At 74.3% G+C, this 15,092-nt stretch carries 9 protein-coding genes; 4 read left to right on the top strand and 5 right to left on the bottom strand.

What is annotated here, in order from left to right; genetic code table 11:
- Window positions 1-41: 41 nt before the first annotated feature.
- The 4 genes from glyA to ACFY0D_RS03180 are packed head-to-tail and all read left to right on the top strand — an operon-like array spanning window position 42 to window position 3,797.
- Complete coding sequence (gene glyA, locus ACFY0D_RS03195; RefSeq protein WP_390796685.1) at window positions 42-1,436, top strand: serine hydroxymethyltransferase; 1,395 nt, start codon at window positions 42-44, stop codon at window positions 1,434-1,436.
- A complete protein-coding gene (locus tag ACFY0D_RS03190) occupies window positions 1,433-2,122 on the top strand; it encodes a DUF2461 domain-containing protein (RefSeq protein ID WP_390796684.1) in 690 nt (229 codons plus the stop codon). The genes glyA and ACFY0D_RS03190 overlap by 4 nt, the downstream gene beginning before the upstream one ends.
- Entirely contained in the window at window positions 2,119-3,189 is a 1,071-nt protein-coding gene (locus tag ACFY0D_RS03185; RefSeq protein WP_390796683.1) for a threonine aldolase family protein, read from the top strand. The genes ACFY0D_RS03190 and ACFY0D_RS03185 overlap by 4 nt, the downstream gene beginning before the upstream one ends.
- Window positions 3,190-3,215: 26 nt before the next feature.
- Entirely contained in the window at window positions 3,216-3,797 is a 582-nt protein-coding gene (locus tag ACFY0D_RS03180; protein WP_030713495.1) for a GNAT family N-acetyltransferase, read from the top strand.
- 65 nt (window positions 3,798-3,862) lie between these two features.
- Here ACFY0D_RS03180 and ACFY0D_RS03175 read toward each other — a convergent pair whose 3' ends face one another.
- The 5 genes from ACFY0D_RS03175 to ACFY0D_RS03155 are packed head-to-tail and all read right to left on the bottom strand — an operon-like array spanning window position 3,863 to window position 15,052.
- Window positions 3,863-5,011 (bottom strand): acyl-CoA dehydrogenase family protein, encoded by a 1,149-nt coding sequence (locus ACFY0D_RS03175; RefSeq protein WP_390796682.1) that lies wholly within the window; start codon window positions 5,009-5,011, stop codon window positions 3,863-3,865.
- Window positions 5,008-6,198 carry an acyl-CoA dehydrogenase family protein gene (locus tag ACFY0D_RS03170; protein ID WP_266388124.1) on the bottom strand — a complete coding sequence of 397 codons (1,191 nt, stop codon included), beginning with the start codon at window positions 6,196-6,198 and terminating at the stop codon, window positions 5,008-5,010. The genes ACFY0D_RS03175 and ACFY0D_RS03170 overlap by 4 nt, the downstream gene beginning before the upstream one ends.
- 10 nt (window positions 6,199-6,208) lie before the next feature.
- Window positions 6,209-7,612 (bottom strand): condensation domain-containing protein, encoded by a 1,404-nt coding sequence (locus tag ACFY0D_RS03165; protein WP_390796681.1) that lies wholly within the window; start codon window positions 7,610-7,612, stop codon window positions 6,209-6,211.
- The gene (locus tag ACFY0D_RS03160) at window positions 7,612-10,968 is read right to left on the bottom strand and encodes an amino acid adenylation domain-containing protein (protein WP_390796680.1); all 3,357 of its coding nucleotides are present in this window, start codon (window positions 10,966-10,968) and stop codon (window positions 7,612-7,614) included. Before ACFY0D_RS03160 ends, ACFY0D_RS03165 begins: the two co-directional genes overlap by 1 nt.
- A complete protein-coding gene (locus ACFY0D_RS03155) occupies window positions 10,961-15,052 on the bottom strand; it encodes an amino acid adenylation domain-containing protein (RefSeq protein ID WP_390796679.1) in 4,092 nt (1,363 codons plus the stop codon). The genes ACFY0D_RS03160 and ACFY0D_RS03155 overlap by 8 nt, the downstream gene beginning before the upstream one ends.
- Between the last annotated feature and the right edge of the window lie 40 nt (window positions 15,053-15,092).

Below are 15,092 nucleotides of genomic sequence, written 5' to 3'. Positions count from 1 at the left end.
TTCAGCACGGCCATCACGGACGATTCCGAGAGGGGACAGTCATGAGTCTCACCCTGCCCGCGCCCGTCACCGAGCCGGAGCTGCCCGCGGCATCCGGCCACGGGTCCGAGCCCGATCCCGACCTGGTCGATTTCGCCGCGCACGCCAACACCCGGCTGAGAGAGCGCGATTCCGTCCTGTACGGCCTGCTGGCCCGGGAGTCGGCGCGCCAGCGCGACACCCTGATGATGGTCGCCGCGTCCAGCGTCGCCGATCCCTCCGTCCTGGCCTGCGAGGGCAGCGCGCTCGGCAACCTGACCGCCGAGGGCTTCCCCGGGAACCGCTACCACGCCGGCTGCGGGGTCGCCGACGAGATCGAGCGCCTCGCGATCGACCGGGCGTGCGCGGCGTTCGGGGCGCAGGATGCGATCGTGCAGCCGCACTCCGGTTCCTCCGCCAACCTCGCCGTGATCACGGCGCTGCTGAGCCCGGGCGACAGCCTGCTCGGGCTGGACCTGGACTGCGGGGGCCATCTCACCCACGGCTCCCCCGCCTCGGTGACCGGCCGCTACTACCGCGCCCGCGGCTACCGGGTGACACCGGAGGGGCTGCTCGACTACGACCAGATCCGCGAACTGGCCCTGGAGCACCGCCCGAAGCTGATCGTCTGCGGGGCGAGCGCGTACCCCCGCAGCATCGACTTCGCCCGTTTCCGGGAGATCGCGGACGAGGCCAACGCCTATCTGCTGGCCGACATCTCGCACATCGCGGGACTGGTCGCGGCCGGCCTCCACCAGAGCCCCGTCGACCACGCCCACGTGACCACCACCAGCACCTACAAGCAGCTGTACGGCCCGCGCGGGGGGCTGATCCTCCTCGGCCGGGAGGCCCGCAAGGCCGGACCGGAGCGCGGCACCCTGGCCGCGACCCTGCGCCGCGCCGTGTTCCCCTTCACCCAGGGCACTCCCGACCTGGCGTCGGTGGCGGCCAAGGCGCGCGCCCTGGACTTCGTGGCGAGCCCGGACTTCGCCGAGGTCGCCAAGCGGCTGGCCGACGGTGCGCAGGCGATCGCGGAACGGCTCCTGGACCGGGGGTTCCGGCTGGTCACCGGCGGTACGGACACGCACATGGTGCTGCTCGACCTGCGGGGCACCGGGGTCACCGGGGACGTCGCCGAGCAGGCCCTGGAGTCCTGCGGGATCGTCGTCAACCGCAACCGGGTCCCCGGCGACACCACACCGGTCCGGGTGACCGGCGGGCTGCGGCTCGGCACCAACACGCTGGCCGCGCGCGGGATGGACCACGCGGTGGCCGCCGAGTGCGCCGACCTGGTCGCCGACGTCCTCACGGCGCTGCGCGCGCAGGGCGGCGTACTGCCGGACGCGCTGCGCGACCGGGTGCGGACCCGGGTGTCCGAGCTGTGCGCCGCCCACCCCCTGCCGGGGTATCTGCCGTGACCTTCAGCGGCTTCCCGCCCTCGGCACTGCGCCTGTACGAGGACCTCGCGGCCGACAACAGCAAGGAGGCGTGGCGGCTGCGCCACCGCGAGCGGTACGAGCGTGACGTACGTGCGCCGATGGACGAGCTGGCCGCTGAACTGGGCACGTATTTCGAGGAGTCGACCGGATCGGGCGAGGTGCGGGTGCTCGGCCCGGTCCGGGACACCCGGATGTCGCACGACAAGTCCCCGTACAAGACCTACCAGGGCGCCTATCTGGATCTGCTGCCCTGTCTGGGCCTCTGGGTGCACCTGGACCGGCACGGCCTCTACGCCTCCGGCCGCTGGTACCCCTACGCCGGGGCCGAGGTCGCCCGGTACCGCGCCGCCGTCGAGGAGGAGGACGGCGGCGCGGAGCTGGCCGCGATCGCGGGCCGGCTGGAATACCAGGGGTTCACTCTGGGCGGTGACCGGCTCAAGTCCCGGCCGCGGGGGGTCCCGGCGGACCACCCGCGGCTGGGGCTGCTGCGCCACCGCAAGATCGACGCGGGGCGCCGCCACGGTCCGGACGCCGGGCTGCACACGGCGCGTGCCGGGGAGCTGGTGCGGGAGACCTGGCAGCTGGTGCGCCCGCTGCTGGACTGGGTGGCGGCCCGCGAACTCACCCCACAGCCCCGCGAGCGAGGAGTTGACGTACCGTCATGACCATCGGGAGTTTCGACACTGTCGATCTGCGCAGCGACACGGTGACCAGGCCGGGTCCCGGGATGCGGGCCGCGATGGCCGCGGCCGAGGTCGGGGACGACCTGTTCGGGGAGGATCCGACCGTCCGCGCGCTGGAGGACCGGCTCGCCGGGCTCTTCGGCTTCTCCGGGGCCCTGTTCACCCCGTCCGGGGTGATGGCCAACCAGATCGCCCTCCAGCTCCTCGTCGGGCCCGGCGAGGAGCTGGTGTGCGACGCCGAGGCGCACGTCCTGGCGCACGAGGAGGCCTCCCCGGCCCGCTACGGCGGGATCCAGACGCGCACGGTGTCGGCGGAGCGGGGGGTGATCACCGCGGAGCTGCTGGCCGGGGTGGTCCGGCGGGGGAACCCGTACACGCTCGGCACCCGTGCGGTGGAGGTGGAGCAGACCCACACCCGGGCCGGCGGTACGGTCCACCCGCTGGAGACGCTGCGCGCCGTACGGGAACTGACGTCCGGCGCGGGCCTGGCGGTCCACATGGACGGGGCCCGGATCTGGAACGCGATGGCCGCGACGGGCACTTCGGCGCGCGAGTACGGGCGGACGGCCGACTCGCTGTCCGTGTGCCTGTCGAAGGGCCTGGGCGCCCCGGTCGGGTCGGTGCTCCTGCTGTCGGCCGAAAGGCTCCCGCGGGCCCGGAAGTTGCGGCACGGTCTGGGCGGCGGCATGCGCCAGTCGGGCATCCTGGCGGCTGCGGGACTGTACGCCCTGGACCACCACGTGGAGCGGATCGCCGAGGACCACGCCAACGCCGCGCTGCTGGCGGCGGGGGTGCGGGACGCGGGGTTCACCGTGCGCCCGCCGGAGACCAACATCGTCCTCATCGAGGTTCCCGGCGCCGACGAGGTCGTCGCACGGGCCGCGCAGGAAGGAGTACTGGTGACCGCGCCCGGCCCGGAGACGGTCCGGCTGGTCACTCATCTGGACGCAGGACACAAGGCGTGCCGGCGGGCCCTCGGGGTGCTGGTCGCCGTGATGACCGATGTCGTCGCCGGGGCGCGGGACACCGCGGCCGCGGGACGCTCGTAAGAAGCGGAAGAGAGCGAAGTAGCAGCATGAGTTTAGAAGTACGGCCCGCCACGGCGGATCTGTGGGACGACATCCGCCAGGTGCTCCAGCCGAAGAAGAGCGCGCACACGTGCTGGTGCATGGCGTGGCGGCTGTCCACCGGCGACTACGGGCGGCTCACGGCGGACGAGCGGGGCGAGCACCTGCGCGGCCTGATGGAGAAGGCCGATCCGCCGCCCGGGGTCCTCGGGTTCCTGGACGGCGAGGTGGCCGGCTGGTGCAACGTGGCCCCGCGCCGGCAGCTCGACCGGCTGACCTCCTCGAAGACGATCACACCGGTGGACGATCTGCCCGTGTGGTCGGTGACCTGCTTCGTCGTGCGCAAGGACTTCCGTGGCAAGGGGGTCGCCTCGGGCCTGCTGGAGGGGGCCGTCGAGCACGCCCGCGCCCACGGCGCGCCCGCCGTCGAGGGGTATCCGGTCGATCCGGAGGGCGGCCGGGTCAATCCGACCCTCGCCTATGTCGGGACGATGGACATGTTCGAGCGGGCGGGCTTCCGCCGCGTCCACCGCACCGAGGCCAAGAGCGACAAGCGGCACCGCTGGGTCATGCGGCGCGACCTGGTCTGACCGTCCTGGTCGTACGAGGGAAGGGGCTCCCGCGGTGCGGGGGCCCCTTCCCTCGTGGGCGCCGGTCAGGGCGTGTGCGCCGCGATGTCCCAGAGGTGGGCGGGGCGCCCGCAGCGCATGGCCTCCCAGGCCGCGCGCCGGTAGCAGCCCGCCACCAGGCCGTCCCGTACCAGGCCCGAGGCGCCGTGCAGATGGACCGCGTCACGGGTCACGTCGAGGGTGGTCTCCGCCGTGAGGGCGATCAGTCCGGCGGCCTCCCCCGCGGTGAGCCGGTCCTCGTCGAGGTCCCGGGCCGCGTCGCCCACGGCCCAGCGCACGGCGTCGAGGCGGGCCAGCAGGCCTGCCACGCGCAGCCGGGGGCCCTGGTGTTTGACCAGGGCCTGGCCGAACTGCTGCCGGCCGCGGATCCGGGAGACGACCGCGGTCAGGGCGGCCGCCGTGATCCCGGCCAGGAGCGAGGCCTGGTGGACGGCGGCGCGCAGCCCCACGCGGGCGAGGGCCTGTTCGGCGGCGAGGCCGCTCAGCAGCACCGCCCCGGCAGGCAGCCGTACCTCGTCGAAGACGGCACTGGCGACGGCTCCCCCGCCGTGGTCGCGCAGCGGGCGGACCCGGACGCCCTCGGTGGGCAGGGGTACGAGTGCCACGCACGGGCCGTCGGGGCCGCCAGCCAGGACCAGCAGGGCGCCCGGGCCGACTCCGGCGGCGAAGGGGCCACCGGTTCCGGTGAGGACGACGGCACCGGTGTCCGGGTCCGGCTTCCAGGTGATGCCCGGCGGTACGGTGCCGCGCGGATCGGGCAGCCGGCCCGGCACGGCGAGTTCCAGTTCCCCGGTGCGTACCTGGTCCAGGAGGCTGTCGGCGGCTTCGGGGGCCAGCGGGCCGAGGCCGGAGATCAGGTCCAGGGCGAGGAGGGTGTCGGTCAGCGGGACGGGCTGCATCGCGTTGCCCGCCTCCTCGCACACCATGGCGATGACCGCCTGGCCGAGGTCGAGCCCGTCGTGGCCGATGGGCAGGGCGAACTCCCACGCGCCGACCTGGGTCAGCGCCTCCCAGGCGCCGGCCGGGGTGTCCCCGTCGACCTCCAGGCCCTGGCGCACGGTGAGCCGGAGCTGGCGGAAGAGCGAGTCCTCGTCCTCCCGCTCCCGCCAGCGCTCGGGCGCCGCCGCCGGGCCCTGGCCGCCCATGCCGTTCCCGCCTACCGCCTGTGATGTCACGGCCGTACCTCCGCCCCTGAGTCGAGACGCAGCCGGGCCAGCGTCTCCAGCATCATTTCGGCGGTGCCGCCCGATATCCGCATCCCCGGGGCTTCGCGCAACGCCGCATCGAGTGGGTGTGCCACCCCGTCGACCTCGGGGTCGTCGAGGGTCATGCTGCGGTCGCCGTCGAGTTCCGCGGCCCACCAGGCCACCTCGGCGGCGAGCTCGGTGGTGTACCACTTGGCGGCGGCGGCCTCGTCCTCGTTGAGTTCGCCCCGGTCGAGGCGGGTGAGGACGCGGCGGACCAGTGTGCCGGCCGCGAGCAGCCGGGCGTTGAGTTTGGCCAGGCCGATCTGGTCGTGCTGGCCGGCCTCCAGCCGGTCGGTGTGGACCTCCAGCCGTTCCACGGCGGCCCGGTACCAGCGCAGCGCCTTGACGTAGTAGTCGAGTCCGGTGCGTTCGAAGGCGAGCGTCTTGACGACGATCGCCCAGCCCTGGCCGGTCTCGCCGACCACGTCGTCGGCGGTCACGGCCACGCCGTCGAGGGTGACCTCGTGGAAGGCGTCGTCGCCCATGCCGGGGATCTGCCGGATGGTGACCCCGGGCTGGGCCAGCGGGACGAGGAACAGGCTGAAGGCGTCGTCCTCGCCGCGGGCCAGGCACAGCCCGTAGTCGGCGAGCCGGGCGAAGAGCGAGTGGACCTTGGTGCCGTACAGCTTGTAGCCGCCCTTGCCGTCGGAAACGGCGCGGGTGGAGAGGATGTTGAGGTCGGAGCCGGCCTGGGGTTCGCTGAACAGCACGCAGCCGAAGGCGGTGCCGGCGGCGAAGCCGGGCAGGTGGCGGGCCTTCATCGCCGGGCTCGCGACATTGAGCAGGGTGGATCCGACGATCTGCACGGTGAGGGTGTGCAGCAGGTCGGGGACGTCGTGCATGGCCAGTTCCTCGACCAGGACGGCGGCCGCGACCTGGCTGATGCCGCGGCCGCCGTACTCCTCGGGCCACTGGGGCGCGAGGAGGCCCCGCTCGCCCAGGGCCCGGTGGATGGGCCGGGGGTCGCGGGTGCGCCGGGCCTCGGCCACGGGGGCCGAGACCAGGATGTCGTGGATGTCCTCGCGCAGGGCCCGCATGGGGGTGCGGGGCACGTCGGCTCCGCTCCGTACGAGCCCGCAGTCCGCGGGCGCGCGGTAGAACTCGGTGGTGAGCACGGGCAACTCCCTAGGTGGTGAGCGGGGATGCGGGCGCGGCGACGGCCCGGTCCAGCACGTCCTCGATTCCGGCGAGCAGCCCTCGCACGTCCTCGGGCGTGGCCGCGTGGCGGTTGTACTCGGCGGTGCCGCCGATCGCGCCGTCCCGTTCCACGAGGCCGATGCAGGCGAGGGCGGCGGCCGGGTCGGGGCTGTAGAGCTCCAGGTGCCGGGCGGGGGGCCCGGGCAGCTGGCCGACCTCGATGCCCGGGAGGTCCAGGGGGACCGACGGGTAGTTGTGGAGGGCGAACAGGACGTTGTACGGCGGGGGCGTTCCGTCGCCGAACAGGACGTCCACGGGGAGGCGTTGGTGGGCGAGGGCTTCGGCCACCGCGGCCCGGGTGCGGTGCAGCAGTTCCCGGAAGGTGGGGCCGCCCGCGAGGTCGAGCCGGATCGGCACCACGGTGGTGAACTGCCCGACGGCGCCTTCGAGCGGTGCGGCGAAGCGGCCGGCCGCCGGGGTGCCGATCACCACGGAGGTACGGCCGTCCCGGCGGGCCAGTACGACGGCCAGCGCGGCGAGCAGGGTCATGAACGGGGTGGCTCCCTCGGCCGCGCCCCGCTCCAGCCCGGCGTCGACCGGCCCGCGGGCGAGCCGTACGGGCAGGTGGCCGCGTTCGAATCCGCCGGGCGCCCGGGGTGCGGGCGGGTCGGCGGCGAACACCGCCCGGCGGCGGGCGAGTTCGGCGGAGCCGTCGGGTCCGGCGAGCCACCGGTGCTGCCAGTCGGCGTAGTCGGGGAACTGGAGCTCGGGCGGGACCGGCCTGCCCGGGCCCTCGCCGTCGCGGTAGCCGGCGGCCAGGTCCGCGAGGAAGATCCCGGAGGACCAGCCGTCGAAGACCGCGAGGTGGGAGGCGAGGATCAGGACGTGCTCGTCGGGGGCGAGCCGCAGCAGCCGGAACGCGCTGGTGCGGCCGCTCTCCAGGTCGAGGACGATGGAGGCGCTCTCGGCGCTCTGCAGGGCCACGCGTTCGGCCGCGGCCTGCGGGGTGAAGCCGGAAAGGTCGGCCCGGGTGAGCCGCAGCACCGGTTCCTCGTCCACGTGCAGCCTCGGCTGGCCGGTGGTGGAGACGGTGAGCCGGGTGCGCAGCGCCTCGTGGCGGCGCAGGACCCCGGTGAGGGCCTCGGTGAGCCGCCGCGGGTCGAGCGGGCCGGTCAGCCGGAGCGCGTGCGAGCCGGTGGCGACGGCCGGATGCGTGCGCTCGCGGCGCCAGAGCCGGGACTGGAGGGCGGTGGGCGGGACCGGCCCCGCGCCGGAGCGCGAGGCCGGGTGGGCGGGTACGGGCTGCCGGGCGGCCAGCATCAGGCGGGCGAGCTCGCGCTTCGCCTCGGGGAGCGCGGCGAGCGCTCCTTCGAGCCCGGCCGGGTCGGCCATCAGGGACCGTCCGGGTGCTGGAGGGAGCCGAGGAGGGCGGCGGCCTCGTCGTCGCTCATGTTCTCGATCTGCTCGAAGACCGCGAGCAGCCGGTCCTGTTCGCCGGCCGCCTCGGCCTTGGCGGCGCGGACCAGTTCGGCCAGTCCCGCGACGGTCGGGCGGCCGAAGAAGTCGGCGAGGGCGATGTCGATGCCGAAGAGGGCGCGGACCCGGGAGACCACGATGGTGGCCTGCAGGGAGCTGCCGCCCAGGGCGAAGAAGTCGCCTTCCACGTCCGGGTTCTGCCATTCGAGCAGCGGGGTGAGGATGTCCCGGCAGATCTGCTCCTCGACGGCGTCGCGCGGCGGGGTGCCGCCCTCGCCCGACTGCTCGGTGGGCTGGGGCAGGGCGGCGGTGTCGACCTTGCCGTGCGGGGTGAGGGGCAGTTCGTCCAGGACGACGACGACCGGCACCATGTAGCCGGGCAGCCGGCCGGCCGCGTAGGCGCGCAGGCCCTCGGCGTCGGCGACCTCGGAGGCGTACGAGCCCACCTGTTCGACGGTGACGTAGGCGGCCAGCATGCGCTCGCCGCCCGCGGCGGGCTGGGCCACCACGACGGCCTGCTGCACGGAGGGGTGCCCGGTGAGCACGGCCTCGACCTCGCCGGGCTCGATGCGGTGGCCGCGCACCTTGAGCTGGCGGTCGGTGCGTCCGAGGAAGTCCAGGTTGCCGCCGGGCAGCCAGCGGACCAGGTCGCCGGTGCGGTAGAGGCGGGCCGTCTCGGGGCCGTCCGCGTAGGGGTTGTCGGCGAAGCGGTCGGCGGTGAGCTCGGGGCGGCCCAGGTAGCCGCGGGCCACGCCGGGTCCGGCGACGCAGAGTTCACCGGGTACGCCGGGCGGGACGGGGCGCAGCCGCTCGTCGAGGACGAACGCCTGGTGGCCCGGCATGGGGCGGCCGATCGGCGGGTTGCGGTCGTAGCTGCCGGTGCAGTCCATGAGGGTGACGGCGACGGTCGCCTCGGTGGGGCCGTAGCCGTTGACGAACCTGCGCTCCCCCGCGGTCCATTCGGCGACCAGCCGGCCGGGGAAGGCCTCGCCGCCCACCGAGACCAGACGCAGGTCGGGCAGGCCGGCCTGGTCGAGCAACGGCAGGAGGGCGGGCGGGAGTTCCGCGACGGTGACCGCGTCCTCGCGCATCCGGGTCTGGAGCAGGGCCGGGTCGCGGCGCTCGTCGTCGGTGGCGATGACGAGCGAGCCGCCCGCCAGCAGGGTGGTGAAGATCTCGAAGACGGAGACGTCGAAGGTGAGCGGGGCGAACTGCAGGACCCGGTCCTCGGCCCGGATCTCGTAGGCCTTGGCGATGGTGCGGGAGAAGTGGGTGACCGAGCGGTGCTCGATCATGACCCCCTTGGGGGTTCCGCTGCTGCCCGAGGTGTAGAGCACGTAGGCGAGGTCGGCGGGGGTGGCGGTCGGCGCGAGGGAGGGGACCTCCCGGACGGGGGCCGCCGTCCCGGTGGTCACCAGCTCCAGCAGTACGGGCAGCTGCGCGGCCTCGTCGACGAGGGCGTGGCGGACCTTGGCGTCGGCGAGGACCGTACGGGTCCGCTCGGCCGGGGCGGCCGGGTCGACCGGGATGTAGTGGGCGCCCGCCTTGAGCACGCCGAGGACTCCGGCGACGGCGGCCGGGCCGCGGGACACGCACACCGCGACGGGGTCGCCGTGGCGGACGCCGCGGTCGCGCAGCCGGTGGGCGATGGCCTCGGACCAGCGGTCGAGGGCGGCGTAGTCGAGCCGGGTGGAGCCGTGGCGGACGGCGACGGCGTCGGGGTGGATGGTGGCCCGCTCGCGGAACGCGCGGTCCAGGGTGGTGGTCCAGGCGGCCTCGTCGACGGGGCCGCCGCGGGAGAGCTCACGGGCGTGCCGGGAGGCGGCCGGCTCCTCGACCAGGCTGATGTCGCCCACCTGGAGGTCGGGGTTCTCGGCGACCTGCTCCAGGACCTGGCGGAAGGCGGCGAGCAGGGCGCTCGCCGTGCCGTGCCGGTAGAGGGAGGTGTTGTATTCGAGGGAGAGTTCCAGGCCGTCGTTCTCGCCGACCAGGAAGCTCATGTCGAACTTGGCGGCGCCGTCGTGCAGTTGGTCCATGGTGAACTCGACGTCCGCGGCCTGCGCCCGGTGCGTGCCCCAGCGGCCCAGCGAGGTGAACTCGATCTGGAAGAGCGGGTGGCGCAGCGGGTCGCGCACGGGGCGGACGGCCTCGACGACCTGCTCGAAGGGCAGCTCGCTGTTGGTGAAGGAGTCCATGACGGAGGACGCGGTGCGGGTGACCAGCTCGCGGAAGGTGAGCTGGTCGGTGACCTCGGTCCGCAGGGTGATCATCTGGACGAAGCAGCCGATGACCTGCTCCAGGTCGGGGTGCGGCCGGGAGGCGCTCGCCGTGCCGACGACGACGTCCTCGGTGCGGGTCCAGTGCCGCAGCAGCGCGTTGAAGGCGGCGAGCAGGGTGGTGAAGACGGTGGTGCTGTTGTCGTCGGCGAGTTCGGTGAGGCGGTCCAGCAGCTTCTGGTCCAGGGTCAGCTTCAGACCGCGGCCGTCGCCGCGGGTCTCGGGGCCGCGCGGGTGGTCGGGCAGGACCTCGGTGGCGACGGCGCCGGCCAGGATCTGGCGCCACTTGCCCGCGAGCGCCCGGCCGTGCTCGTCGTTCTCCAGCTTGGCCCGCTGCCAGGCCGCGAAGTCGGCGTACTCGACGGCGAGCCGGGGAGCCTCGGGGCGCTTGCCCGCGGCGGCCGCCGCGTAGCTGGAGGTCAGTTCCTCGGTGAAGATCCGGGTCGAGCCCGGGTCCCAGGCGATGTGGTGGACGACCCAGAGCAGGACGTGGCGCTCCGCGGCGATGCGTACGAGGTGGGCGCGGACGGGCGGGCCGGCAGCCAGGTCGAAGGGGGCGGCGGCGCAGCTCGCGGTGAGCTCGGCGAGTTCGCGGTCCGCGTCCTCGCTGCCCGACAGGTCGGTGCTCTGGACGCCGAGCACGAAGGAGGGGACGGGTTCCTGCCAGGGGACTCCGTCGATCTCGACGAGTTTGCTGTGCAGCACCTGGTGGCGGGCGACGACGGCGTTGAGCGCCTCGTGCAGGGCGGCCCGGTCGAGGGGTCCGCCCAGGCCTATGGCCAGGGCTATGTTGTTGCGGGCCTTGCCGGCGCCGAGCTTGTCGACGAACCACATCTGCTCCTGCTGGAAGGAGGAGCGGGACCGGGGCCCGTGGTCGGCGCGCCCCAGTTCGATGCGGCGGCCCACGCCGGCCGTCATCTGGTTGCGCATCCGTCCCAGCAGCCGGGAGCGCTGTCCCTGGGGCAGACGGCCGAGCCGTTCGGCGAGATCAGACATGGGTTCCTCCGTTGCGGTGCAGGTCGGCGAGGAGAGCGGCGAGCCGGTCGGGCAGGTGCTTGGCGAAGTAGTGGCGGCCCCCGGGGATCACGGCGAGGCGTACGTCGGCCGCGTACCGGCCCCAGGCGCGGTAGCCGTTCTCGTAGCCCTCGGTGGCGTCGTCGGCGTCGCCGATGATGCAGGTGAGCGGGGTGGCCAGGGGGCGGTCGTAGCCTCCTGGGGTGCGGGCGAAGAAGCGGGCGGCCTCGGTCATGTCGTGGCGGACCATCCGCAGGACCGCGGTGAGGTCGCTGTCGTCGAGGACGCCGTCGAAGCCGTCCATGGTGGTCAGGTACGCGACGAGGTCCTCGTCGCCGGAGACGCGTTCCATCTCCAGGGCGTACTCGGGGTCCTCCTCGGGGAGGGCGGCGGCGAGGTCCAGCGCGATCGGGCGCTGCCCCAGCCGTTCCAGTACGTGGGTGGTCTCCAGCGCGGTGACGACTCCGGCGCAGTGGCCGTAGACGGCGTACGGTTCCCGCACGGTGCGGGCGATCTCCTCGGCGGCGAGTTCCGCGAACTCGGGGACCGGGAGCATCGGGCCGGGGCGCAGCGGGTCGTGTCCGGGCGGGGACACGGCCAGGAGTTCGATGTGCGGCGGGAGCTGGGCGGCGAGCGGCTGGTAGGCGATGGCGTCGCCGCCGCCGTGCGGGAAGCAGACGAGGGTCAGTGTGGTGGTGCCGGCGGGGCGTTCGGGGGTGAGCCGGTGCAGCAGCCGGTGGTGCCGGGCACTGGCGCTCGTTCCGGTTCCCGCGAGTTCGGCGGCCCTGGCGGCGAGTCCGGCCGGGGTCGGGTTGCTGAAGAGGTCCACGACGCGCAGGGCGGCGGCTCCGCCGTCCGGCAGGGCCGTGGCGACGGCGCGGACCGCGCGCACGGCGGCGAAGGAGTCCCCGCCGAGGGCGAAGAAGTCGTCACCGGGCGCTACTTCGGCCATGCCGAGCACCTCGGCCCAGACAGCGGCGATCCGCAGCGCGACGGGGTCACCGTCGACGGGTGCGGCGGCGGGCCGGTCCGGGGCGGCGGTGGGGCGCGGGTCGGGCAGGGCGCCCCGGTCGACCTTGCCGTTGGGGCTCAGCGGCAGCCGCTCCAGCAGGACCAGTTCGGCGGGGACGCAGTGCGGGGGCAGGACGGCGGCGAGGGCGGTGCGCAGCGCGGCGGTGTCCAGGTCGGCGCCCTCCTCGGGCACCACGTAGCCGACGAGGCGGTCGGAGCCGGCGGTGCGGCGGGCGGCGACGACGGCCTCGCGGACGCCGGGGCGCTCGCGCAGCGCGCTCTCGACCTCGCCGGGCTCGATGCGGAGCCCGTTGAGCTTGATCCGGAAGTCGGTGCGGCCGAGGAGTTCGATGGTGCCGTCGGCGCCGTAGCGGGCCAGGTCGCCGGTCCGGTAGAGGCGTTCGGTGCGGCCGGGCTCCAGTTCGACCCGGACGAACTTCTCCTCGGTGAGCTCGGGCCGGTTCAGGTAGCCGCGGGCCAGTCCGACGCCGCCGAGGTGGAGTTCGCCGGGGACGCCGACGGGGACGAGGCGGTCCTTCGGGTCGAGGATGTAGGTGAGCTGGTTGGCCATGGGCCGCCCGTACGGGAGCTTCGTCCACTGCGGATCGACCCGGCCGACGGGGAACTCCACCGAATGGATGGAGGCTTCGGTCGCCCCGCCGAGCGCCACGAAGGACAGGCCGGGGGCGAAGGCGCGGATCCGGTCGGGCTGGGTGACGGGGATCCAGTCGCCGCCGAGGAACGCGGTGCGCAGCTTCGGCAGTCGGGGCCCGCCGGCGTGTTCGAGCTGGTCGGTGAGGAGGCCGAGGAGGGCGGGGGCGGAGTTCCAGACGGTGACGCCGTGCCGCTCGACGAGGTCGGCCCAGTGCGCCGGGTCCTTGGCGGCGGCCGGGTCGGGCAGGACGAGTGTGCCGCCCGCGGCCAGGATGCCGAGGGTCTCGTAGACGCTCATGTCGAAGCTGGGCGAGGACAGGGCGAGGACCGAGTCGCCGGGCCCGATGCCGTACGAGCGGTTGAGGTCGAGGATGTTGTTGACGACGCCCCGGTGTTCCAGGGCGATGCCCTTGGGGGTACCGGTGGAGCCCGAGGTGAAGATGACGTAGGCCAGGTCCCGGGCGGTGACCGGGACGGCCGGGCGGGTCGCGGGCAGCTCGGCGAGCGCGGCCCGGTCGGTGTCGAGGAGCACCTGCGCGGTGCCGTCGGGGAGGGGCAGCCGGCCGATCAGCTCCGCGTCGGAGACGACGATGGGCGGCGCGGAGTCCCGCAGCAGCAGGGCCAGGCGCTCGGCCGGGTAGTCCGGGTCGAGGGGGACGTAGGCCCCGCCGGCCTTGAGGACGGCGAGGATCGCGGTGACCAGTCCCGGGCCGCGCCGCAGGCACAGGGCCACGGTCCGGTCGGGGCCCGCGCCGGCCAGGGCGAGCCGGTGCGCGAGCCGGTTGGCGCGCTCCTCCAGCTCCCGGTAGGTGACGTTCCAGCCGCCGAGTCCGCCGAGGATCACGGCGGGTGCGTCGGGCCGCCGGTCGGCGTGCTGCTCGAAGAGCTCGTGCAGGCAGGCGTCCTGGGGGAAGGGGGCGCGGGTGGCGTTCCAGTCGTCCAGGGCGGCCCGGCGCTCGGCGTCGGTGAGCAGCGGCAGGGCGGAGAGCGGGGCGTCGGGGCGGTCGACGGCCCCTTCGAGGGTGGTGAGGAAGTGGCCGAGCAGCCGGTCCACGGTCCCGGCGTCGAACAGGGCGGTGGGGTACTCCACGAGGGCGCGGACGGCGGTGCCGGTGTCGTGGACGCTGATCATGAGGTCGTACTTGGTGGCGTGCGAGGAGAAGTCGATGGGCTCGGTGGTGACGCCCGTGAGGCCCGGGGCGGTGTCCGGGGTCTCGTCGAGGAGGAACATCACGGAGGTGAGCGGCGGCCGGCTGGGGTCGCGGGGCAGTCCGAGGGCGTCGACGATCAGGTCGAAGGGCAGTTCCTGGTGCGCGTACGCCTGGAGGGTGGTGTGGCGGGTGGCGCGGACCAGTTCGGCGAAGCCGGGGTCGCCGCCGGTTCTGATGCGCAGCGGCAGGGTGTTGACGAAGAAGCCGATGAGCTCGCTGAAGGCCGGGTGGTCGCGGCCGGAGACCGAGGTGCCGACGACGATGTCCTCCTGGCCGGTCCAGCGGCGCAGGGTGGCGGCGAAGCCGGCCAGCATCGTCATGTAGAGGGTGGCGCCCTCGGACTTGCCGAACTCCCGCAGCCGGGCGATGAGCCGGGGCGGGAGGTCGATGTAGCGGGAGGCGCCGGCGTGGCCGAAGACGGGCGGTCTGGGCCGGTCGGTGGGCAGGTCCACCGGGGTGGCGCCGCCCAGCTCCTCGCGCCAGAAGGAGGTGAGGCTCTCCAGCCGGTCCCCGCTGACGCGGCGGCGCTGCCAGGTGGCGAAGTCGGCGTACTGCAGGGCGAGCGGGGCCGCCGCCTCGGCGGGCGCCCCGGTGCGGGAGGCGTAGGCGCGCTCCAGTTCGGTGTAGAGGACCCGCATGGACCAGCCGTCGGTGACGATGTGGTGCAGGTTGAGGACGAGGACGTGGTCCTCGGGGCTGATCCGGCCGAGCCGGGCCCGCAGCGGCACGGCGCCGGCCAGGTCGAAGGGGGCGCCCGCGTCGGCGTCGTAGAACGGCCGGGCCGCCTCCTCGTCGGGCAGTTCGGTCAGCGGCAGGGGCAGCCGGTAGCCGTCCACCACGCGGGGTACGGCCTCGGTGGCACCCTCCTGGTAGGTGTAGACGGTCCGCAGCACCTCGTGGCGGTCCACGATGTCCTGGAGCGCCGCGTGCAGGGCGTGGACGTCGAGCGGGCCTCGGATGCGGGTGGCGACCGGCACGTTGTAGGCGGGGCTGCCGGGCTGCAGCTGGTCGATGAACCAGAGGCGGCGCTGCGCGAAGGAGAGCACGGCCGCTTCGGCGGGGTCGCGGGGTGCCGGCTCGGGGTCCTCACGTACGGCGGCGCGCCCGCCGCCTCGGCCGGTCAGGGCCTGGAACAGTGCCCGGCGGGACTTCGGCAGTGCGGCTATGCGTTCGGCGAGGGACTCGCTCACCTTGAGCCTCCGTGCGTCTTCGGGAGAGGGAGTACGGCAG

It is taken from the genome of Streptomyces sp. NPDC001502 (assembly GCF_042894785.1).
Lineage (GTDB): Bacteria > Actinomycetota > Actinomycetes > Streptomycetales > Streptomycetaceae > Streptomyces > Streptomyces kutzneri.
This window is presented reverse-complemented; position numbering and strand designations above follow the sequence as displayed.